18 protein-coding genes and 1 tRNA gene are annotated in these 21868 nt (G+C 71.7%); 6 read left to right on the forward strand and 13 right to left on the reverse strand.

Annotated elements, in window-relative coordinates:
- Together HUN59_RS14000 and HUN59_RS14005 are read left to right on the forward strand one after the other, a co-directional pair.
- Positions 1-486, forward strand: a 486-nt coding sequence (locus HUN59_RS14000) for an ABC transporter ATP-binding protein (RefSeq protein ID WP_368076169.1), incomplete at its 5' end; no start/stop codon positions are given.
- A 109-nt stretch (positions 487-595) separates the two neighbouring features.
- The gene (locus HUN59_RS14005; protein WP_144802355.1) at positions 596-898 is read left to right on the forward strand and encodes a hypothetical protein; all 303 of its coding nucleotides are present in this window, start codon (positions 596-598) and stop codon (positions 896-898) included.
- A 94-nt stretch (positions 899-992) separates the two neighbouring features.
- Here the strand turns inward: HUN59_RS14005 and HUN59_RS14010 are convergent, their stop codons facing one another.
- The 7 genes from HUN59_RS14010 to HUN59_RS19480 all read right to left on the reverse strand — a co-directional run bounded on the left by HUN59_RS14010 (position 993) and on the right by HUN59_RS19480 (position 8669).
- A complete protein-coding gene (locus HUN59_RS14010; protein WP_144802358.1) occupies positions 993-2225 on the reverse strand; it encodes a CDP-glycerol glycerophosphotransferase family protein in 1233 nt (410 codons plus the stop codon).
- Positions 2226-2252: 27 nt separating this feature from the next.
- Entirely contained in the window at positions 2253-3161 is a 909-nt protein-coding gene (locus HUN59_RS14015; protein WP_058741502.1) for a glycosyltransferase family 2 protein, read from the reverse strand.
- Complete coding sequence (locus HUN59_RS14020) at positions 3158-3976, reverse strand: CDP-alcohol phosphatidyltransferase family protein (RefSeq protein ID WP_174778680.1); 819 nt, start codon at positions 3974-3976, stop codon at positions 3158-3160. Before HUN59_RS14020 ends, HUN59_RS14015 begins: the two co-directional genes overlap by 4 nt.
- Positions 3977-3985: 9 nt before the next feature.
- A complete protein-coding gene (locus HUN59_RS14025) occupies positions 3986-5029 on the reverse strand; it encodes a glycosyltransferase family 2 protein (protein WP_058741500.1) in 1044 nt (347 codons plus the stop codon).
- 216 nt (positions 5030-5245) lie between these two features.
- Positions 5246-6094 (reverse strand): IS3 family transposase, encoded by an 849-nt coding sequence (locus tag HUN59_RS14030; protein ID WP_217483556.1) that lies wholly within the window; start codon positions 6092-6094, stop codon positions 5246-5248.
- The gene (locus HUN59_RS19475; RefSeq protein ID WP_217483557.1) at positions 6091-6525 is read right to left on the reverse strand and encodes a hypothetical protein; all 435 of its coding nucleotides are present in this window, start codon (positions 6523-6525) and stop codon (positions 6091-6093) included. The genes HUN59_RS14030 and HUN59_RS19475 overlap by 4 nt, the downstream gene beginning before the upstream one ends.
- 140 nt (positions 6526-6665) lie before the next feature.
- On the reverse strand, positions 6666-8669 hold the full coding sequence (locus HUN59_RS19480; RefSeq protein ID WP_217483558.1) for a S1C family serine protease: 2004 nt from the start codon (positions 8667-8669) through the stop codon (positions 6666-6668).
- 191 nt (positions 8670-8860) lie between these two features.
- Between HUN59_RS19480 and HUN59_RS14040 the strand changes: the two genes are divergently transcribed.
- The gene (locus tag HUN59_RS14040; RefSeq protein WP_174778681.1) at positions 8861-10063 is read left to right on the forward strand and encodes an aminotransferase class I/II-fold pyridoxal phosphate-dependent enzyme; all 1203 of its coding nucleotides are present in this window, start codon (positions 8861-8863) and stop codon (positions 10061-10063) included.
- A gap of 26 nt (positions 10064-10089) precedes the next feature.
- On the opposite strand, the gene HUN59_RS14045 is transcribed toward HUN59_RS14040, so the two are convergent.
- From HUN59_RS14045 to HUN59_RS14060, 4 genes are all read right to left on the reverse strand, one after another.
- A complete protein-coding gene (locus HUN59_RS14045) occupies positions 10090-10902 on the reverse strand; it encodes a carbon-nitrogen hydrolase family protein (protein ID WP_174778682.1) in 813 nt (270 codons plus the stop codon).
- Between the two features lie 88 nt (positions 10903-10990).
- Positions 10991-11067: transfer RNA gene (locus tag HUN59_RS14050), tRNA-Met, on the reverse strand.
- Between the two features lie 63 nt (positions 11068-11130).
- Positions 11131-14118 (reverse strand): UPF0182 family membrane protein, encoded by a 2988-nt coding sequence (locus HUN59_RS14055; RefSeq protein WP_174778683.1) that lies wholly within the window; start codon positions 14116-14118, stop codon positions 11131-11133.
- A gap of 269 nt (positions 14119-14387) precedes the next feature.
- A complete protein-coding gene (locus HUN59_RS14060) occupies positions 14388-15497 on the reverse strand; it encodes a YlbL family protein (protein WP_174778684.1) in 1110 nt (369 codons plus the stop codon).
- 146 nt (positions 15498-15643) lie between these two features.
- On the opposite strand from HUN59_RS14060, the gene HUN59_RS14065 reads away from it, so the two are divergent.
- Both HUN59_RS14065 and HUN59_RS14070 read left to right on the forward strand, forming a co-directional pair.
- Complete coding sequence (locus tag HUN59_RS14065) at positions 15644-17038, forward strand: zinc-dependent metalloprotease (RefSeq protein ID WP_058741495.1); 1395 nt, start codon at positions 15644-15646, stop codon at positions 17036-17038.
- Positions 17039-17104: 66 nt separating this feature from the next.
- A complete protein-coding gene (locus HUN59_RS14070) occupies positions 17105-17968 on the forward strand; it encodes a TOMM precursor leader peptide-binding protein (protein WP_174778685.1) in 864 nt (287 codons plus the stop codon).
- Here HUN59_RS14070 and HUN59_RS14075 read toward each other — a convergent pair.
- Together HUN59_RS14075 and nudC are read right to left on the reverse strand one after the other, a co-directional pair.
- Positions 17853-19604 (reverse strand): ATP-dependent helicase, encoded by a 1752-nt coding sequence (locus HUN59_RS14075; protein ID WP_174778686.1) that lies wholly within the window; start codon positions 19602-19604, stop codon positions 17853-17855. The genes HUN59_RS14070 and HUN59_RS14075 overlap by 116 nt on opposite strands.
- Before the next feature lie 48 nt (positions 19605-19652).
- Entirely contained in the window at positions 19653-20588 is a 936-nt protein-coding gene (gene nudC / locus HUN59_RS14080; RefSeq protein WP_174778687.1) for an NAD(+) diphosphatase, read from the reverse strand.
- A gap of 120 nt (positions 20589-20708) precedes the next feature.
- Here nudC and HUN59_RS14085 point away from each other — a divergent pair, with 120 nt between their 5' ends.
- Positions 20709-21707 carry a phosphotransferase gene (locus HUN59_RS14085; RefSeq protein ID WP_144802382.1) on the forward strand — a complete coding sequence of 333 codons (999 nt, stop codon included), beginning with the start codon at positions 20709-20711 and terminating at the stop codon, positions 21705-21707.
- Positions 21708-21868 lie beyond the last annotated feature (161 nt).

The following is a 21868-nucleotide window of genomic DNA, read 5'->3' on the forward strand; positions in this document are numbered from 1 at the left end:
GTGCGGGTGGGTGCCGGTGTCGCACCGCTCATCGAGATCACCGGCGGGTTCGTCGGCGACCTGACGGTCCGCGACAACGTCTTCCTGACGGCCGGGCTGCACGGGATGAACCGGGCCGAGATCCGCGACGCCTTCGACGAGATCATCGCGTTCGCCGAGATCGCGGACTTCGTCGACACCCCGTACAAGCACCTGTCGAGCGGCATGAAGGTGCGCATCGCCTTCGCCGTGATCTCCCGCCTCGACGAGCCGGTGATCCTCGTCGACGAGGTCCTGGCCGTCGGCGACAAGGCCTTCCGTGAGAAGTGCTACAAGCGCATCGAGGAGCTCCTGGCTGGCGGGCGCACGCTGTTCTTCGTCTCGCACAGCGACAAGGACCTGCGCCGCTTCTGCGACCGCGGGCTGTACCTCGACAAGGGCCGTCTCCAGCTCGACGACACCATCGAGAAGGCCCTCGCCGCGTACGCCGCCGACTACGGCGTCTGACCCGCTCCCTCCTCCACACCCGGTCCCCCGACCGACCCCCTGCACAGGCGCCAGCCCCACCGCGGCCCGAGCGGCCCCGACGTCGGACCCTCCCCCTAGCGTGACCGGCATGCACCACCCGACCACGGCCTACGCAGTCCCGTTCACCGTCGATCGTTCCCGGGCACCTCGTCGCTACGACCTGGTGAACACCGGATCCGAACCCCTCCACGCCATCTCGCTGACGCACCTCGGCAACGGGTACTGCCCGCCGCTCGCGGTGAACCAGCTCGACCCGGGACGGTCCCTGTCCATCGCGGTCTTCGGCGCCGACCCCGAGGACACCGGTGTCGTCGTCGTCCGCTGGCGACGCCCGGACCGCTCCGAGTACCTGTGGCGCATGTCGCTGGTCGGGGACCGCCGTGCGGCCTGACGTACCGGGGCGCCGCGCCGTGACCCGACAGCACTCGGTCGGCTGCGCCTCCGACCGCCGGGTGGACCGCTCCCCCAGACCCGCGGCCGAGCGCTCAGCCGGCCCGGTGCTCCGCGGCGACCTCGTGCCACCGCGCGACGAGCCGGTCGACGGCCTCGTGCAGGCGTCGGGTCGCGACGCCCGGCGCGGTGTCCCCGAAGTACCGCTCGACCCAGTGCCGCAGCTTCGCGAGCTCTTCGGCGTCGTTCGCGGCGGCGTCGACCCGGGCGACGACGTCCCCGGCCTGGTCTGCGAGCAACCAGTTCGCGTCCGACAGGTACCCGCGCTCGTCGACGTCCGCACCGCTCGCCACCGGGCGCGTGACGATCAGCGGCTTCCCGACCGCGAGCCGGTCGTAGATCATGGCGCTGATGTCGGTGATCGCGACGTCCGCCGCGGCGAGCTGCCAGCCGAGCTCCGGGCCGTCGTCGTACACGTGGTGCGCGGTGGCGTCGGCGACGTTGGCGGCGCTGATCGCGGCGACGATCCGCTCGTGGGCGGCGCGGTAGTCCGCGTCCAGCACGCCGCTCCGCGGGTGTGGACGGTAGACGAGCCGGTGCCGGGGGGACGCCAGGAGCCGCTCGGCGAGCTCCACGCCGTGGCTCGCGATCGACCCGTACGCGGCCGCGGCACGGTCGCCCTCCCACGTGGGGGCGTAGAGCACGACGGTCCGGTCGTCCTCCGGGTACGGCACGTTGCCTGCGAAGTGGTCGGCCTGCGGGCGTCCGATGGCGATCGTCCGGCGGTCCAGGTCGTAGTCCCAGAGCGCGTCCGCGAGCCGGTCCCGAGCGGCGTCCCCGGCGATCAGGGCGTAATCGTACGCCTTGAACTGGTTCGTGGTCATGTACATCTTGTCGCTCTCGCCGTGGTTGACGAAGACGTGCCACATCCGCCCGTACCGCATCATCTGGAAGTTGCGCGCGTTCTGGTTGACGTACAGGACGATCTTCGGTGCCTGCTCGTCGACGAAGCGCTCGAGGTCGACGACCTGGCGGGCGTAGACCACCGGCACCGGCGACTCGTCGAGCAGGGCGAGCATCGTGCCGGGGCTCCGGGACAGGATCGCGACCGGGTGCTCGGCCGCGAGCTCGGCGAGCGGGGCGTACCACTGCCGCACCTGGTACATGTTGACCGGTCCGTCCGCGAAGTACACGGCGATCTCGACGGACCCCGGCGCGAGTCGCGACTGCGTCCGCAGGCGGCGCGCGAGCTGCTGGCGACTCCGACGGGACCGCAGGAGACGCTGCACGAGCCGCACGGCGGTCGTGGCGTCACGGATGATCGGCATGGTGCTCCTCGGGCGATCGGATCGGACTCAGACGACGGGCGGGCGCCCGGCGAGCGTCATGCGGGCGACGGTCAGCCACCCCATCGTGCGGGTCGGCCCGCAGTCCGACGTCCAGCCTTCTCGGGCGCCGGCGAACCAGGTGCGCAGGCGGGCCGGGTGTCGCCACCACCGCGCGACCTGGATCGCTGCCCACGAACCCACGTACAGCGGACGCAGGGGTGCCGGCAGGTTGCGTCGGGCGAGCCAGACCCGGTTCCGGGCGTTCAGGCGGTAGTACTCCGTGTGGCGAGCGGGGTCGATCGCGGGGTGGTTCGCGACGAGGTCCCCGGCGTACCAGGCCCGGCGTCCGGCATCCCACACACGCCAGGCGAGCTCGATGCCCTCGTGCGCGTAGAAGTACTCGGCGCCCCATCCCCCGACGGCCCGGTAGACGTCCATCGGCAGGACGACCGCGCCCTCCCACACCGAGAACACCGGGGACGAGTCGGCGGCGTCGCCCTTCCGGATGCGCGGCACCCAGCGCCGCGGGTTGGCCGCACCGGTCGGGTCGACGACCCGCGGCTGGACCAGGCCGAGCGACGGGTCGCGGTCGAGCATCTCGACGGCGTCGCGCAGGAAGGTGTCCGACGGCACCCAGGCGTCGTCGTCCAGGAAGAACACGTGGTCGCCGTCGACGACCTCGGCCCCCGCGTTCCGTCCGGCCGGGATCCCGAGGTTCTCCGGCAGCGCGAGCGCACGGACCCCTTCGGGCAGGTCGGTCGGCTCCCAGCCGTTGCCGACGCACACGACGTCCAGGTCGACGTCCCGCTGGGCGAGCACGCTGTCGATCCCGCGTCGCAGGTCGGCGGGCCGGGTGCCCTGCGTCAGGACCACCACGGCGATGCGCGGGCGTCCACGATACGGGGCGGCGTGCCGACGGACGGTGCCCTGGCTCACGCGCGGACCCGCTTCGACGACATGATCGCCAGGAAGTGCCCGGCGGTGGCGAGCACGGCGAGCGGGAGCAGCGCGCCGACGAGCACACGGTCGGCGAGCGGGTGACCGACCACGAGCGCGACGAGCGCGAACACGAACGCCAGGAGCGTCAGTTCGACGGAGTGGTACAGGCGGTGGAACGGCAGGAACCGGGCGGCCCGGCGGAGCGTTGCCAGTCGACGGCCGGACGGCGCGGTGCCCGCGTCCCGGCGGTCCACGAGCTTCGCGAGTCCGGCGTTCGCGCGGGCGACGTGCACCATGTCGTTGAGCGCCTTGTTCAGCACGATGACCAGGCCGAGCGCGCAGCCGATCGTGGTCCACATCCAGTCAGCCCCCTGCACCGGCCAGGTCGCCGCCCGGACACCGAGCGCGATCGGGATCAGTCCCTCGGTCGTGTAGTGCCCGACCTTGTCGAGGAACACCCCGGCGGGCGACCGGGTCCCCCGCCAGCGCGCGACCTCGCCGTCGCAGCAGTCGACGAGCATCTGCAGCTGCCCGAGCACGAGTGCCAGCAGCGCGCCCCAGATCCCCGGGACGAGCAGCGCCGCGGCGGTGCTCCACCCCACGAGGATCATCAGCCCGGTGACCTGGTTGGCACTGACGCGGGTCTTCAGCAGGACCCAGGTCAGGTACGGCGAGACGTCACGCAGGTACAGCGAGGCGGTCCAGTGCTCGGCGTTGGCTCGCGAACGGACCTCGTCCGGCTGCGCGACCGCGCGGAGCTCGGCGATGGACGTCGGACGGGCGGAGCCGCGTGCGGTGGAGTCGTCGGTCAAGGGTCCAGGTCACCGTCCCGTGTGGGTGGTCAGTTCGGACGTCCGGGTCAGGAAGCCGACCACGAAGCCGACACCCCACCCCACGTGGATGCACGGCAGCACCACGATCAGCCAGAGCAGGGTCGCGAGCCCCGAGCGCCGCGCGACGACGACCGAGCCGACGACGACGAAGAGCAGGTACACGGCGGGGACGGCGAACCCGGTCATCGCCCACGCCAGCGGGCTGCCGAGCAGGGCGCCCACGACGCCGACGACCCCGGCGACGAGCCCGAGCGCGACCGCCGTGACCATCGCGGGGGGCACGAAGTAGCGCACGCCGTTGTTCGCCGGGAAGCGGCGGGCGAGCTCGCCGCGCCACAGCCCCGTGGCGACGAACTGCCGGACGAGTCGGCGCAGGCTCGGGCGAGGGCGGTAGGTCACGACCAGCTCCGGCGTGAACCACACGGTGCCACCGGTCTGCCGCAGACGACGGTTGAGCTCCCAGTCCTGTCCTCGCTTGATGCCCTCGTCGAAGAGCCCGACCTCGAACAGCCGGTCCCGCCGGAAGACACCGAGGTACGCGGTCTCGGCCGGTCCGGCCTTGCCACCGACGTGGTGGGGCGTGCCCCCGAGACCGACGCGGCTGCCGTAGGCGTGGGCGACGGCGCGTTCGAAGGGCGTCCGCCCCTCGGCGTGCATGATCCCACCGACGTTGTCCGCGCCCGACTCGGTCAGCACGCGGACGGCGACGCGTGTGTAGTCGGTCGGGAGCACCGAGTGCGCGTCGACCCGGATGACCACGGGGTGCACGGACGCCCGGATCGCCACGTTGAGCCCGGCGGGCGTCGAACCGACCGGGTTCTCGATCGCCCGGATCCGGGGGTCGGCGGCGCTCATCTCGGCGACGAGCTCGTTCGTGCCGTCGATCGACGGACCGAGTGCCAGGATGACCTCGAACGGGCCGGCGTAGTCCTGCTCGAGCAGGCTGCCGACGGCGGCACGCACCTCGGTCACCTCGTTCAGCACCGGCATCACGTACGAGACCCCCGGCAGGGGCTGTCCGTCTGTCTGCATGCGTACCTCGGGGTCCTGACTGGTGCGCGGGGCGCACCGCGGACGGCGCCCGCCCCGCAGAGCGACCCCGAGCCTATCAAGCGGCCAGGCCGCCCACGTGCCGGGCCGCTCCCCTGCTCCTGCGGGTACGGCGCCGTCTCGGGTCGACACCGGAACGGACGGGAGGCACGGTGCCAGCTGTGAACTGGTCCCCGTTTGTTGGACTGTGAATTCAGGTTAGGCCGTGAGGGCGTGGGTGCGGTATTGCTCCGGGCTCATGCCCTCGAGGCGTTCCTGGATGCGGTCGGTGTTCCACCAGGTCATGTAGTCCGTGATCGCGGTGCCGAGCTCGCTGGTGTCGGTGAAGCGGCGGGGGTGGAACATCTCGGCTTTGAGGTGTCCGAAGAAGGTCTCGATGATCGCGTTGTCGTGGCAGTTACCCTTGCGCGACATCGACTGTGTCGCACCGGCAGCAGCCAGGATGCTCGGCCAGGACCGGTGCTGATAATGGACACCCTGATCGGAGTGCACCAACGGTGTCGCGCCGGGTGCTGCTGTCAACGCGTCGCGAAGTGATCCGTTGGTCAGCTCCAGGTTCGGGCTCGTCCCGGTCCGGTAGGCGATGATCCGCCGATCGAACAGGTCCAGCACCGCGGACAGGTAGAGCTTGCCCGTCCCGATCCGGAACTCGGTGACGTCGGTGACCCACTTCAGGTCCGGGCCGGCGGCGCTGAAGTCACGCTCGAGCAGGTTCCCCGCGATCCTGCCAACGTCACCGCCGTAGGACGAGTACCGCTTCCGGCGCCGCACCGGGCAGACCAGCCGTTCCCGACGCATCAACGCCAGCACCGTTTTCTTCGCGATCGGCCCCGACCGGCGCAGTTGCGTGTGGATACGCCGGTGCCCGTATCGGCCCTTCGCTGCCACGAACACGTCCCGGATCATCGCCGCCCTGTCGGCATGCCGATCACCGCGGTGTTGCCGAGCCTGGTGATAGAAGAACGTCGACCGGGCAAGACCGGCGAATCCGAGGAGATCATCGAGCCGGTGATCAGCCTTGCAAGCAGCGACCGCGACGGCTTTCACCGACGCCGTTGCTGGGCTTGCAAGGCCCGCAATTTTCCCAGGTACGCGTTCTCCGCTCGCAGCAACTCGTTCTCTCGCCGCAACCGTTCAACCTCGGTGAACTCGCTCTCAGGCTTCGCTGCCGGGCGTCCCATCGTCCGGGGCCGGAGCACGTCCTCGCCATCCTTGCGGACCTGCCCGGCCCACTTGCGCAGCAGCAACACCGACGACAAGCCACCCTCGGCGGCCAACATGTCAGCGTCCTCGCCGGCAAGAAACCGGCGCACGAGGTCGCGTTTGACTTCGAACGAGTACGAGCGTCTCGATTCGCCCACAAGCACCTCCGGACCATGCAGCAGCCACCGACGATGCAAGCGTTTCACCGGCGTCCGCGACACGTCCAGCCGACGCGCCACCGCCCAATCGCCCAGCCCCCGCTCGAACCATCCCACCGCAGAACGCTGCTGCGCACCCGTCAACGACGACCTGTTGCCACCCATCTGAACCGTCCCGGATCTCGAACCGACTAATCAGTCCAAGATCCGGGGACCAGTCCACTGGCACCGTGCCTCCCGTCCGTCCTGGACCTGCGTCAGCCCTTGTAGGTGCCGAGGGTCACGTCCGTCTCACGCGTATGGCCGTCACGGATGTAGGTGATCGTCGTCTTCGCACCACCGGCGAAGAAGCGCACCTGCGCCGTCAGGTCGGTCGCGTCGGAGACCGTGGCGGACCCGATCTTGGTGACCACGTCGCCCTTCTGCAGGCCGGCGTTCGCCGCCGCGCCGCCGGACGAGACCGACTTGATGAGGGCGCCCATCTGCTTGGCGCTGGCGTCCTCCGCCGCGTCACCGACCGTCGCGCCGAGGAGACCATGCGTGGCGGAGCCGTTGTCCTTGATCTCGTTCGCGACGCGCTGCACCAGGTTCGACGGGATCGAGAAGCCGACGCCGATGCTGCCGGACTGTCCCTCGGACGACGAGGAGCTGCCGGCGCTGGCGATCGCGACGTTGATGCCGATGAGCTTGCCCTTCGAGTCGAGCAGCGCACCGCCCGAGTTGCCCGGGTTGATCGACGCGTCGGTCTGGATGACCGGGAGCGAGACGGTGGTGTTCGACGACGAACTGCTGCCGTTGTCGCCGTTGCCCCAGAAGTCGAACGGGCCGCCGTTGCCGTTGCCGCCCTCGTTCGAGTCGCCGCCCTGGCTCGGTGCGCTCGACGTGACCTGGATGCTGCGGTTCAGCGTCGAGACGATGCCGTCGGTGACCGTGTTCGAGAGGCCGAGCGGTGCGCCGATGGCGACCGCGGTGTCGCCGACGTTCAGGTCGGACGAGTTCGCGAACGTGATCGGCTTCATGTCGGTCGCGTCGATCTTGATCACCGCGAGGTCGACGGTCGGGTCGGTGCCGACGAGCTTCGCCGGGTAGATCTTGCCGTCGGAGGTCGTCACCGTGATCGTGCCGTTGCCGCTGTCGCCGTCCAGCGTCACCACGTGGGTGTTCGTGACGATGTAACCGTCCTTCGAGAAGACGACGCCGGAACCGGTGCCGCCCTCGGAGCCCGCGGAGACGTTGATCGTGACGACCGACGGCGTGGCCTGGGCAGCGACGGCCGTGACGACCGTGGCGTTGTTGTAGTCGTTGACCGTGAGGTTGCCGCCGTTCTGCGACGAACTCGACCCGACGACCGTGCCACCACCGGCCTGCGAGGCCCCGGCGGCCCATCCCGCACCGCCGCCGACGAGCCCGGCGAGCACCAGGCCGGCGACGATCGGGAGCACGAGCTTGTTGCGCCCGTCCTTCGTCTTCGTGGCCGTCGCGGTGCCGTCGCCGGCCGTCGGGGCCGCGCCGAAGTAGTGGCCGTTGCGCTGGTTCGAGCCGTCGACGTCTCCGAAGGCGCTCGTCGCCGAGGACGGGGCCTGCGAGGAGCCGGGCTGGGCGGCGGAGGCGTACTGCGAGGAGCCGTAGGCGCTCGTACCGGCGGTGTTCGTCCTGTCCTGGGCGTACTCGCCGTAGCGCGGCTGCTGCCCGTACCGACTCTGCTGGCCGTACTGGCTCGTCGGGGCCTGACCGTACTGGTCCTGCTGGCCGTACTGGCTCTGCTGGCCGTACTGGCTCGTGGGCGCCTGACCGTACTGGTCCTGCTGGCCGTACTGGCTCTGCTGGCCGTACTGGCTCTGGTGCCCGTACTGGCTCTGCTGCCCGTACTGGCTCGTCGGGGCCTGACCGTACTGGCTCGTCGGGGCCTGACCGTACTGGTCCTGCTGGCTCTGCTGGCCGTACGGCGTCGTGTGCGAGCCGTACCCACCGGAGGTGGGGGCAGCATCGCCCGCGATCGTCGGGTACGGCGCGGTGTACCGGTCCGTCGGGTGGTCGCCGGAGGTCGACAGGACGTCGGTCTCGTTCGCACCACCGGGTTCGATGACGTCGGTGTGGTCGTGGTCGGGCGAGCCCGTTGCTGCGCTCGGCTGTCCGGAGTCGTCCCGCGCCGGCTCGCCGTGGTCGGCGGTCCCGAGGGTGGCGTCCTCTGCTGAGCCCTGACGGTGGAGGTCCTCGGGACGGTCGTCGTCGCCGCGGCCGTGTGGCGTGGTGTCGGTCATGCTGGACGTGCTCCTTTCAAGCTCGTGCAGTCTTCCGGACCCACCTGAGCGGTGCTCCTGCTGGGGCTGCGAGCGGCCTATGGCGATCCTATGCGTGCGCTGGGCAGCCGTTCCCGGGATCCGGTCCGCGCGCGCACTAGGTTGGGTGCACCCGGCGCACCGAGGGCGTCCGGCGCATCGGGAGGACGCACATGCACCGCACCGGACCGTGGCTCCGCGCCGCCGAGGGAGCCATGCTCCTGGGGCCCGACGGGTCGCCCGCCCCGACGGTCTTCGCCGAGATGAGCGCCCTCGCCGCGGCGACGGGTGCGATCAACCTCGGACAGGGCTTCCCGGACGAGGACGGACCGGCCGAGGTGCTCGACGCCGCCGTCGCCGCCGTCCGTGCCGGCGTCAACCAGTACCCGCCGGGACGCGGCACCGCCGAGCTGCGTGCGGCGATCGCGGAGCACCAGGCGCACTGGTACGGCCTGTCGGTCGACCCTGATCGCGAGGTGCTCGTCACCGCCGGCGCCACCGAGGCCCTCGCGGCGACGCTGCTCGCGTTCGTCGAGCCCGGCGACGAGGTGATCACCTTCGAGCCCTTCTACGACGCCTACGGCGCCCTGGTCCGGCTCGCGGGCGGCACGCACGTCACCGTCCCGCTCACGACCCCCGACTTCCTGCCGGACGAGGACGTCCTACGCGCCGCGTTCTCGGACCGCACCCGCGTCGTCCTCGTGAACACCCCGCACAACCCCACCGGACGGGTGCTGCCGCGCGCGGTGCTCGAGACCGTGGTCGAGCTCGCCGAGCGCTACGACGCCCTGGTCGTCACGGACGAGGTCTACGAGCACCTGACCTTCGACGTCCCGCACGTGCCGATCGCGACGCTGCCCGGTGCCGCGGAGCGGACGATCTCGATCTCGAGCGCTGGCAAGACCTTCAGCACCACGGGCTGGAAGATCGGCTGGCTCACCGCTCCCGCGCCGCTGGTGGACGCGGTCCTGGCGGTGAAGCAGTTCCTGACCTTCGTGAACGGCGCCCCGTTCCAGCCCGCCGTCGCCGCGGGACTCCGCCTGCCGGACACCGTGTTCCACGGGATCGCCGCCGAGCTCGGTGCGAAGCACACGCTCCTGGCCGCGGGGCTGCGGGAGGCGGGGTTCGACGTCCTGCACCCGGACGGCGGGTACTTCGTCATCGCGGACGCTGCGCCGCTCGGGTACGACGACGCCCGGGCGCTCTGCCTCGAGCTCCCCCGGCTCGCGGGTGTGGTCGGCGTGCCGGTGTCGGCGTTCGTTCGGCCCGAGCACGCGCCGGGCTACCGCTCCCTCGTCCGGTTCGCGTTCTGCAAGCGCCGGAGCGTGCTCGAGGACGCCGTGGACCGGCTCGGAGCGCTCCGCACGCGGTCCTGAGCGCGAGCTGCGGTCGCTCGGTGACGTCAGCCGCGCGGTACGACGTCGTACCGCCGCAGGCCCAGGGACGGGTTCACCGTGCGCACCGCGTCGGTCACGGCGGTGTCGACGGTCGCCACGAGCAGCCCGGGTGTCGCCCCTGCCGCCGCAACCGCGACGCCCGAGGGGTCGAGCACGACGGACGAACCGATGCCCACCGGCGGCGTCTGCCCGACACCGACGACCCACACGGTGTTCTCGATGGCACGGGCGGTGAGGAGCGTCCGCCAGTGGTGTTCCTTGCCCGGACCCCGCACCCACTCCGCCGGGACGAGGACGACGTCCGCCGCACCGCCCTCGGCCGCGGCGAGGCGACGCGTGACCTCGGGGAAGCGCAGGTCGTAGCAGGTCTCGAGGCCGACCCGGACGCCCTGGACGGTGACGACCGGCAGCTGGTCGGTCGCGCCGGGCTCGATGCGGTCGGACTCCCGCGAGCCGAACGCGTCGTACAGGTGGACCTTGCGGTACGTCGCGCCGATCGACCCGTCGGGCAGCACGGCGACGAGGGTGTTGCGGAACCGCTCCCCCTCGCCCACCTCCGCGACGCCGGCGACGATCGCGATCCCGGTCTCCCGCGCGACGTCGGCCAGCCCCGTGACGAACGGCCCGTCGAGGGGCTCCGCCGCGGCGACGAACCGGTCGTCGATGTCCGCGGTGAAGTACGAGGTGTACTCCGGGGTCACGAGCAGGTCCGCTCCGCGCCGAGCGGCGTCGACGGCTGCGCGACGGACGGTCTCGAGGTTGGCGGTCGGGTCGTCGACAGGCGCGAACTGCGCGGCGGCGATCGTCAGGGTGCCCATCCGCCGAGCGTAGCGAGGGAAGGCGTCGGCGGACACCGGGAACGGCGAAGGCCCCGGTCCGACTGGACCGGGGCCTTCGTGTGTCGCTTGGTTGCGGGGGCAGGATTTGAACCTACGACCTCTGGGTTATGAGCCCAGCGAGCTACCGAACTGCTCCACCCCGCGGCACGTCTTACAGCCTACACACGCCCGTGGCGGGGCACAAATCGAGTGCCCCGCCACGGCGTGTCAGTTCCCGCCCTCGGCCTCGGTCGCGGCCTGGATGGCCTCCTGCAGGCGCTGGTCGGCCTCGGCCGCAGCGACCAGGTCGTTCTTCGCGTAGGCGTCCTGGCGATCCTGCAGCGCGGACTTCGCGTCGGCGAGGGCCTGCTGCAGCGCGGCGTTGTCGGTCGCACCACCGGAGCTGGAGCCCCCGGTCGAGCCGGACGCGCCGGAGCCCGTGTCGGTCGACCCCGAGCCGCTCGACCCGGAGTTCCCGGAGCCGGTGTCGCCCGAACCGCTGTCGCCCGACCCGGATCCGTTCGCGGCGCCCTGGTCGCCGGCCGTGGCACCCGAGTCGCCGCCGAACAGGCTGTTGAGCGCCTCGTCGAGGGTGTCCTCGAACGCGATCTTGTCACCGAAGGCCACCAGGACCTTCTGCAGCAGCGGGTAGGAACCGCTCGACGTCGACTGGACGTAGACGGGCTGCACGTAGAGGAACCCACCGCCGACCGGCAGGGTCAGCAGGTTGCCCTGCTTCACCGTCGAGTTGCCCCGCTTCAGGATGTTCAGCTCCTGCGACACGGTGGTGTCACCGTTGAACAGGTTCTGCACCTGCGCCGGACCCGGGATGTTGTCGGTCTTCGGCATCGTCAGGAGCGTGAGCTTGCCGTAGTTCCTGGCCTTCTCGCCCTTGCCGGCGCCACCGGCGTCCGAGTCCACCGCCAGGTACCCGGTCAGCACGTTGCGGTTGTTCGCGCCGGCCGACTGCTGCGGGATGTACGTCGTGTACAGCGAGTACGCGGTGTCCTGCCCCGGCACCTTCATGGTCAGGTAGTAGGGGTCCTGCAGGTTGGACCGGTTCGCGGTGGTCTGCGTCCCGAGCGCGTTCGTCGTCGTCTGCGTGTCCGCGGTGTCGGCGTCGTTCGTGCCCGAGGTCGGTTCCTGCGGGGTGTTCCACGCGTCGTCACCCGAGTAGAACGAGTTCGCGTTCGTCACGTGGTACGTGCCGAGGATCGACCGCTGGACCTTGAACAGGTCGGTCGGGTACCGCACGTGGTCGAGCAGTTCGGCGCTCATCTTCGACACCGGCTGCATCGACGTCGGGAAGATCTTCTGCCAGGTCTTGAGCACCGGGTCCTGCGTGTCCCAGGCGTAGAGCGTGACCTTGCCCGTGTAGGCGTCGACCGTGGCCTTGACCGAGTTCCGGATGTAGTTCACCTGGTCGGTGCGGAACGTCGACGACTCCGTGCCGTTGATGCTGTCCGACAGGCTCTGGCTCTGCGAGTACGGGTACGCGTTGCTCGTGGTGTACCCGTCGACGACCCACTGGATGCGGTGGTCGACGACCGCCGGGTAGGCGTCACTGTCGAGCGTCAGGTACGGCGCGACCTTCTGGACGCGCTGGATCGGGTCGCGGTCGTACAGGATCTGCGAGTCCTTGTTGACCGCGTTCGACAGCAGGATCTGCTCCGACTGGAACTTCGCCGCGTAGACGAGCCGGTTGAAGAAGTTGCCGAGGCTCGGACCACCGTTGCCCCGGTAGGTGGTGGTCGCGTTGCCGCCGTTGTCGTCGTCCGAGCCGGACGGGTAGTCGAGCTCGATGTTCTTCGAGCCCTCGGGCCCGCCGACGATCGAGTACGGCGGCGAGGTCTCGCCGAAGTACACGCGCTCCTGGTAGTCGCCGAGCGCGCCGTTCGACGGGATGCCCGACTCCAGGAACACCGGCTTGCCGTCGCTCGCGCGCTGGTTGCCGTAGGCCGCGGTCACGCCGAAGCCGTGCGTGTAGACGAAGGTCCGGTTGTACTGCGTGTTCGCCTGGGCGCTGAGGCCGTCGAGGTCGATGTCGCGCACCGCGATCACGGTGTCCTCGGTCTGGCCCTTGACGTCGTACCGGTCGACGTCCAGCTCCTTCGGGAACTGGTAGTACTGCCGGTACTGCTGCAGCTGGCTGAAGGTGTCCGACACGATCTTCGGGTCGATGAGACGGATGTTCGCCGTCGTCTGGGCGTCCTGCGCGAGGGCGCCCGAGCTCGCCTCGGTCGTCGCGTCGTAGTTCTGCTCCTGCACGTCGGCGACGTCGTAGGCGTCCCGCGTCGCCTTGATGTTCCGCTCGATGTACGCCGACTCGTAGGTCCGCTCCGAGGGCTTCACCTGCAGCCGCTGGACCACCCACGGGTAGATGCCGCCGATGACGATCGCCGCGACGAGCAGCAGCCCGGTGCCGACGATCGAGATGCGCCAGCGGCCGATGACGGCCGTGACGACGAACAGGACCGCGACGATCGCGGCGATGCCCGCCATGATCTCGCGACCGGGGATGACGGCGTTGACGTCGGTGTACTGCGCACCCGTGATGAGCGGGTTGTCCTTGGTCAGGGCCGCGTACTGGTCGAGCCACAGGCTGACGCCCTGCAGCGCCACGTAGACCGCCGCGGTCACGGCGAGCTGGATGCGCGCGGCGCGGGAGATGCGGACCTCACGCCCGCCGAACCGGAGGGCTCCGTACAGGTAGCACGCGGCGAGCGCCGCGATCCCGGCGATGAGCACGACCGCCGACGAGTACGCCACGATCGCACGCCAGAAGGGCAGCTCGAACACGTAGAAGCCGATGTCCAGGCCGAACTGGGGATCGGTCTTGCCGAACGACGTCCGGTTGAAGTACTCGAGCACCATGCTCCAGCGGCCCGCTGTGGAGAGCCCGGCGAAGACGCCGAGGACCACCGGGATGCCGATCATGACCGCACGGCGCAGCGGCTCGATCACCTGCTGGTAGCGGTCGAGCTGCGAGTTGAGCTTCGCGTACACCGGCCGGAACCGGAACGCGAGCGCGATGCTCACGTACACCGGGACGGCCATCCCCAGGAAGCCGGCGATGAACATCGAGGTGCCTGCGATCCACCGGGTGGTGAGGACCTGCTGGAACCCGAGCTGCGAGAACCACGCGTAGTCGGTGTACAGGCTGGCGAAGATGAAGAAGCCGATCACCAGTGCGGCCAGCACGATGATCGTGACCACGATCGGGACCCGCGGCGAACGCCGCCCGGAGGAAGAGGGTCCCGAGGTGGACGAGGTTGTCGTCACTTGATGTGCTCCAGACGTGTCGGACCGGCGGGCCCGGCGCGGCGGGCCGTCAGTGCGTCGATCCTATTGGTCGCCACCGACAGTGAAACTGTACGGGGACTCAGGAAGGTGATCCGAGCCTCCCGGCAGACGGCCTGGAGGCGCGGATCGCGACGTGCGCGCACGTGGCGGTGCGCACACGGCCGGCCTGGGTCGCAGCGTTCTCAGGAGCCGCAGCGAGCGAGCCCGGCGGTGCTCTTCCCGGAGGCGATGGTCTGCAGGTCCGTGACGGCCTGGTCGAGCGTCGCGACCTTGTAGACGTCGAGCCCGGCCGGGACGTGACCGACGACCTCGTCGCAGTTGTCGGCGGGTGCGAGGAAGACCGTCGCCCCCGCGTCCTTCGCGCCGTAGAGCTTCTGGCGGATGCCGCCGATCGCGCCCACCTCGCCGTCCGCGGTGATCGTGCCGGTGCCCGCGACGTGCTTCCCGCCGTTCAGCTTGCCGGGGGTGAGCTCGTCGATGATCCCGAGCGCGAACATCATGCCGGCCGAGGGCCCGCCGACGTCCTGCAGCGCGATCTTCACCCGGAACGGGAAGTCGTAACGCTCGGTCACGCCGACGCCGAGGAGTGCGGTGCCCTGCTCGTCGCGCGGGGTGACCTCGACCTGGCGGCTCTCGCCGTCCCGCTCGATCGTCACGGTCGCGGGCGAGGACGTGCCGTGCTTCGCCACGGCGGCGCGCAGCGTGCCGGCGTCGACGTTCGTGGTGAGCTGCTCGCCGTCGAACGCCGTGATGACGTCGCCCTTCCGGATGGTGCCGTCCGCCGCGGACCCGGGCTGCACGGAGCCGACCTCGAGCCGGGTCGGAAGTTCCTCGCCCTGGTGGATGAGCGCCGCGGCGACCGCCGACTGCTGCGAGGACTGCATGTCCGCGGCGTCCTGCTCGTTCACCTGCTGGGTGGTCGTGCCCTCCGGGTAGATCGCGCTGGCCGGGATGACCGCCTCGGACCGCGAGAACAGTGCGCGGACGACGCTCGTCCAGGACGGGCGGTTCGTGGCGTCGCCCTGGATGCCGACGGTGAGCATGTCGAGCGCACCGGACGTCGGGTACGTCTGCGCGCCGTCGATCTGGATGAGCTCGACGTCCTTCGCGTCCTTGCCGCTCCCCTGTCGCTGGGTGCCGATGGTGTTGTACACCGGGCCGGGCACCTCGATGAGGTACGGGCTCGGCAGGAAGCTCGCGAGGAGTCCGAGCACCACGGCCCCGATGACGAACGCCCACCCGACGGTCCGAGCGCGCGAGCGACGGCGGGGAGCGGGGGCGAAGAGGGTCACGGACGTCCTTCCACAGGGTGCGGCCGCCTGCTGGCGGGCCGTGCGCCCGTCGTCTTGCGGGCTGTTCGCCGTGGGCGCAGCGGTCCGGGCGTCCCCACGGGAGCATCCCAGGCGCGTGCCCGTGAGCAGCGGTTAGCGTAGTCGGCATGCCTGATCAACCGCAGCCGGGGCCGGACGACGACTTCCAGGAGATGCTGCGCAAGCTGCTCTCCGGAGAGGGACAGATCGACCCGTCGCAGCTCGCGGGCGCCGCGGGGCTGCCGAACGACCCGGCGTTCGTCGCGAACCTGATGGGCCAGCTGCAGCGCGCGGCGCAGTCCGGCGGCGACGGCATCGACTTCACGGTCGCGGCGGAGCGGGCGACCGCCATCGCCCGCGACGGCCAGCACCCGGTCGACCCCGCCACCGCGCAGGCGACGGACCAGGCGTTCCAGGTCGCGGCCCTGTGGCTGGACGAGGCGACCTCGGTCCCCGAGCTCACCGCGACGCCGAGCACGTTCACGCGCGAGCAGTGGGCGACCGCGACGACCCCGGTGTGGGCGCAGATCGCCGAGCCGGTCGCGCTGAGCATCGCGAACGCCCTGACCGAGGCCATCGAGCAGCGCGCACCCGAGCAACTCAAGGCGATGCTCGGCGACGTCTCGAAGGCGATGCGCGGCGTGGGCGGGGCCCTGTTCGCGATCCAGCTCGGGCAGGTCGTCGGGCAGCTCTCGAAGGAGGTCGTCTCCGGTGGCGACGTCGGCGTGCCGCTCCTCGACGAGCAGGTCGCCGCGCTCCTGCCGCAGAACGTGGCCGAGTTCGCCGAGGGCCTGGACGTCCCCGAGGACGAGGTCCGGATCTACCTCGCGGTGCGGGAGCTCGCCCACGCGCGGCTGTTCCGGTCCGCCCGCTGGCTCCGGCTGCACATCATCACGTCGATCACCGACTACGCGCGGGGCATCCACATCCCGTTCGACCGCGTCGAGGAACTCGCATCCGAGATCGACCCCACGAACCAGGAGCAGCTCCGCGACGCGCTCGCGTCCGGCGCCCTCATCCCGCCGCGCACCCCCGAGCAAGAGGCAGCGCTCGCCCGGCTCGAGACCATGCTCGCGCTCGTCGAGGGCTGGGTCGACACCGTCACCGCGGCCGCGACCGTCCGGCTGCCGCGCGCCGGCGCGATCGCCGAGATGGTCCGCCGCCGTCGTGCCTCGGGTGGCCCGGCGGAGTCCGCGTTCGCCACGCTCGTCGGCCTGGAGCTCCGCCCCCGCCGACTGCGCGAGGCCGCGGCGCTGTGGCAGCGCGTGACGGAGGAACTCGGCGCCGAGGACCGCGACGGGCTCTGGGCGCACTTCGACGCCGTCCCGACCTCCGAGGACGTGGACGACCCGGAGGCGTTCGTGCTCCGGCTCCGGAACCCGGGTCGCTCGGCCGAGGACGACGCGTTCGACAAGGCCCTCGCCGACCTGCTGGCGGACTCGACGGGCGACCGCCCGCACGAGGACGAGCAGGGCGGGGTCGACGAGCCGCCGACGTCCGACGGGGACACCCCGTCCCGCTGACCCCGACTTCTCCACAGATCGGACCCGTCGCCCCCACCGGGGTGGCGGGTCCGTCATCGTCGGGGCATGGGCATCCGCATCGACCCGACCCTCGAGTTCGTCTGGCGTGACCCGGCGACCGTCCAGCTCGGGGTCGACCCGCCGCGCGCGGTGGTCCCCGTGCCGACCACGGCCGAGGAACGTTTCCTGTGTGCGCTGCGCCGCGAGACCGCGCGTGACGCCCTGGCCGCGCTCGCCCGGACGGTCGGCTGCCGACCCGAGGTCGCGGCGCGGGTGCTCGGGACGGCATCACCAGCGGTCGTCGACGTGCTCCCGGAGCCCCTCGCCCGGGTCGAGGTGCACGGCGCCGGTCCGCTCGCCGACACCGTCGCGGAGATGCTCCTCGGCGAGGGCGTGACCGTCGTCCGGACCACGGCGCCCCTCGGCGGGCCGGTGTCCCTCCCCGAGCCGGAGCCCCGGCTGGCCCTGGTCGTGGCCGACCACGTCGTCGACCCGGCGCTCCGCGCGGCGTGGACCCGACGGGGCACGCCGCACCTCGCGCTCGTGGTCGGCGACGGACGGGTCCGGCTCGGGCCGTTCGTGGTGCCCGGCACCGGGCCGTGTCTGCAGTGCGTCGAGTACGCCCGCGTCGACGCCGACCCAGCCTGGGCAGCCGTGGCCGCACAGGTCTGGGGGCGTCCGGCAGCGCCGCTCTCCCCCTGGCGCACGGCGGCGGTGGCCGCGGCGGCGACGCGGATGCTCGTGCAGCGCCTGCCGTCGACGACGCAGCACCCCCGGGCGGACCAGGTGGTGTTCGACCGGGACGACCTGTCGGTCAGCGTGCAGCCGGTGGCGCCGCACCCTCGCTGCGCGTGTCGAGCGCTGCCAGGAACCGACTCGGTGCCCGGGCTCCGGCACGCGTGGAGCCCTGCCGGGACCACGTCACCGTGACGGACCGGCGCGCACGGGTCAGACCGACGTAGAACAGCCGACGCTCCTCCTCGACCTCGTCGTCGGTCGTGGCGTGCGAGATCGGCAGCAGCCCCTCGGCGGCGCCGACCACGACGACGTGCGGCCACTCCAGGCCCTTCGACGAGTGCAGGGTCGCCAGGGTGACGGCGTCGAGCTCGGGCTCGTGGTGGGTCGCGGCGCGGTCGACCAGGTCCTGGGTGAACTGCTGCATGGTCGTGCCGGCCGGCGCTTCCTCGGCCAGGGTCATGATCGCCTGCAGCGCCTCCCACTGGTCGCGCACGGCTCCGAAGCCCTCCGGCGCGCTCGGCGTCCACCCGCTCAGCTGCAGGACGAGCCCCACGCGACGGGTCAGCTCGTCATCGGTCCGGCGGACGGCCTCGCCGCGCATGTGGTGCACGGCGAGCTTGACCTCCGGGCGGTCGAAGAACCGTGTGCCGCCCTGCACGCGGTACGGGATACCGGCACGGCCGAGCGCCGACTCGAGCGCGGCGGCCTGCGCCCCGACGCGGTAGAGCACGGCGCAGTCCCCGAAGGACGCGCCGGCCGCGACCGTCTCGGCGATGCGGCGGGCCACGGTCTGCGCCTCGTCGCCGTCGTGCACGCACGCGAGCACCTCCGGTGCCGGTCCGGACTCGGTGGTCTGCGCGACGAGGTCCAGGGCACCCGGTTGCCCGCGCATCAGGGTGTTGGCCGCCTGGACGACCTCGGGCGTGGAGCGGTAGTTCCGCTCGAGGCGCACGATCGAGCCACGAGGGAACTCCGAGCCGAAGCCGAGCAGGTAGCGGCTCGACGCGCCCGCGAAGGAGTAGATCGTCTGGCTGGCGTCACCGACCACGCAGACGTCGTCCCGGCCGCCGAGCCACGCCCGGAGCAGGTCGTGCTGCACGGGCGAGACGTCCTGGTACTCGTCGACGACGAAGAACCGGTACTGCTGCCGCACGTACGACGCCACCCGCGGCTCGGACTCGACCATGCCGAGCGTCGCGAGCAGGACGTCCTCGAAGTCCAGCTGGCGGCGGTCGTCCTTGAGCTGCTCGTAGGCGCGCATCAGGTCGACGACCCGGCGGGGCGTGGTGTCGCGGGGCATCACGCGGTCCGCGGCGGCGGCCTCGTACTCGTCGTAGGAGAGCATCTGGACCTTGCGCCACTCGACCTCGGCGGCCAGGTCGCGGAGCACCGGGGTGTCCACGTGCAGGCCGACGGTGTCGGCGGCGTGCGCGATCACCCGTCCCTTGGACTCGACGATCCGGGGTGCGTGCCCGCCGATGGTGTCCGGCCAGAAGTAGCTGAGCTGCGCCATCGCGGCGGCGTGGAACGTCCGCGCCTGCACCGCCCCGGCGCCGAGGGCACGGAGCCGCGACCGCAGCTCGCCGGCGGCACGCGTGGTGAAGGTCAGCGCGAGGACGTGGCTCGGCGAGTACGTCCCGGTGGCGACGCCGTAGGCGATCCGGTGGGTGATGGCGCGGGTCTTCCCGGTGCCGGCACCCGCGAGGACGGCGACCGGGCCGAGGAGCGTCCGGGCGACGGTCCGCTGCTCGGTGTCGAGGGCGGCGAGGAGCTCGTCCGGCGACGGCGGTCGGACACCGTCGACCGCGACGCGCGGGTCGGCGCTCACGACGGAGTCCCGCTCACGGCAGGGCCGCCGGTCACCGAAGCGCCCCGCTCACGGCAAGTCGAGCGGCTCGCCGTACCACTCCTCGATGATGGCGCGGGCGATCGACGTCCGCCCCGGCAGCAGCAGGGTGTCCCCGGCACGCTCCCGGACGTCGTCGCGCGAGAACCACCGCACGTCCAGGATCTCGACGCCGTCCGGACGCGCGGTCGACGGGTCGCCGTCCACGGCCCGGGCACGGAAGCCGACCATCAGGGACGCCGGGAACGGCCAGGGCTGCGAACCGAGGTACTCGGGCTCCTCGACCCGGACACCGGACTCCTCCCAGACCTCGCGGCGAACGGCGTCCTCGAGCGACTCCCCCGGCTCCACGAACCCGGCGAGCAACGAGTAGCGGTCGACGTCCCACGCGGCGTTCGAGCCGAGCAGGATGCGGTCGTCCGCGTCCGTGACCCCGACGATGATCGCGGCGTCGGTGCGCGGGAAGTGCTCGTGCCCCTCGGGGTCACGGCGGACCCAGCCCCCCGTGACGACCTCGGTCGCGGAGCCGGTGCGCGGCGAGAAGCCGTGCACCGCGTGCCAGTTCGCCATCGCGACCGCCTCGACCGCGAGGCCCTGGTCGCGGGCGGACAGCTCGGTGCCGAACATGCGCAGGCTGACCCAGGCGTCGTCGTCCGACTCGATCGCGGCCGCGGTCCGGTCGTCGACGAGCACGGCGACGAAGCGCGTGCCCGCGGGGGCGTCGGCGGCGTCCGCGACGGCCCGCCCCAGGTAGAGCGTCAACGCGTCCTCGGGCACGGCCTCGGCCCGCACGAAGCGCAGCGAACCGTCGGTCTCGCGCAGGAGCTCGCCCCGGTGCACGGGCAGCCAGCGGGTGGCCGGGTCGTCGCGCAGGACGCGGTCGAGATCGGGCGTGGTCCGGAACTCCGCATCGCGGTCGAGTTCGTTGCGGGACAGCGGCAGTCTGGCGGCGAACTCGACGGTCACGGCGGATTGCTCCTCGGGTCGGCGTGGTCTTCTCGGCGGGAGCCTGTGGAGCGTCCCCGGGGTTCCACAGGCCAGCGTGGCGCACGCTCGCACGTCGACCGCGGACCTACCCTGAGGGGCATGGCGGGATCCCAGTTCACTCTAGCCGCGTTGGCGACGACGGCCGTGTCCGGCCTGCTCGTGACGGGCACACGACCGCTCGGTTCCGCCGCGTCCGGTGACTTCGAGTCCGCCGTGCTGCGCGAGGCGGACGGCACCCTGTCCGCGATCCGGCGTCCGCGCAACCAGCGGGCCGAGGCACGTCAGTCCGCCGACCTCGTCGCGATCCGCGCACTCAGCGCCGGGATCCGGACGCGACTGCCGTTCGCCGTCGCCGAGTACCGCGGCCAGGCGCCGATCGGCTCGACCCGCGCGATCGTCACCTCGTACGTGCCCGGGACCCATCCCGCGCTCCGCGACCTGACCGAGCGCCCGGAGCTCGCCGCCTCGGTCGGCCGCGCCGTCGCCGCGGTGCACCTGCTGCCCACGAGCTTCGTCACCGACGCGGGTCTGCCGTCGCTCACCCCGTTCGAAGTCCTGCGCTCGGCCGTCTCCGTGATGGACCGCGCGGTCGCCACGAAGCTCGTCCCGGCGGCGCTCAAGGAGCGTTGGGAGGGCGCGGCCCGTGACCAGCAGCTGTGGCAGTTCACGCCGACCGTCGTGCACGGCGCCCTCGGCACCGGTGTCCTGCTCGTCGACGGCGACGCCGTCACGGGCGTGCTCGACTGGGGCGAGCTCCGGCTCGGCGACCCGGCGAAGGACCTCGCGTGGGTGCTCGCCGGACGGGCGGACGCGTTCGACACCGTGCTCGCCGCCTACCAGGCAGCGGGTGGCGGTCGGGACCGCCAGCTCGCGCAGCGCGCTCGGGTGTACCACGAGCTCGAGACCGCGCAGTGGCTGCTGCACGGGGTCCAGGCGAAGAGCACCGAGGTCGTCGACGACGCCGTCGCGATGATGCACCGCCTGGTCGACGCGGTGCAGACGCCGAGCGCGGCACCGCTCCAGTCGGTCTCGCCGGACACGATGGAGATCGGCGAGGTCGAGCAGCTGCTCTCCTCCACCGAGCGCCGACACGGCTGACGGCCAGAGCGGCCGACGGGGTCCGACCGGCCAACGGGGTCCGACCGGCCGACGGGGTCCGACCGGCCAACGGGGCCCGACCGGCCGACGGGGCCCGACCGGCCGACGGGGCCCGACCGGCTGACGAACAGGCCGGCTGACGGACTGGAGGCGCGTGGCGG

This window comes from Curtobacterium sp. Csp2, from assembly GCF_013347165.1.

Bases quoted from the DNA above. Each gene is read 5' to 3' on its own strand.
- HUN59_RS14005 (WP_144802355.1), top strand. From the start codon at position 596: ATGCACCACCCGACCACGGCCTACGCAGTCCCGTTCACCGTCGATCGT.
- HUN59_RS14010 (WP_144802358.1), bottom strand. From the start codon at position 2,225: ATGCCGATCATCCGTGACGCCACGACCGCCGTGCGGCTCGTGCAGCGT.
- HUN59_RS14025 (WP_058741500.1), bottom strand. From the start codon at position 5,029: ATGCAGACAGACGGACAGCCCCTGCCGGGGGTCTCGTACGTGATGCCG.
- HUN59_RS19480 (WP_217483558.1), bottom strand. From the start codon at position 8,669: ATGACCGACACCACGCCACACGGCCGCGGCGACGACGACCGTCCCGAG.
- HUN59_RS14040 (WP_174778681.1), top strand. From the start codon at position 8,861: ATGCACCGCACCGGACCGTGGCTCCGCGCCGCCGAGGGAGCCATGCTC.
- HUN59_RS14045 (WP_174778682.1), bottom strand. From the start codon at position 10,902: ATGGGCACCCTGACGATCGCCGCCGCGCAGTTCGCGCCTGTCGACGAC.
- HUN59_RS14065 (WP_058741495.1), top strand. From the start codon at position 15,644: ATGCCTGATCAACCGCAGCCGGGGCCGGACGACGACTTCCAGGAGATG.
- HUN59_RS14070 (WP_174778685.1), top strand. From the start codon at position 17,105: ATGGGCATCCGCATCGACCCGACCCTCGAGTTCGTCTGGCGTGACCCG.
- HUN59_RS14085 (WP_144802382.1), top strand. From the start codon at position 20,709: ATGGCGGGATCCCAGTTCACTCTAGCCGCGTTGGCGACGACGGCCGTG.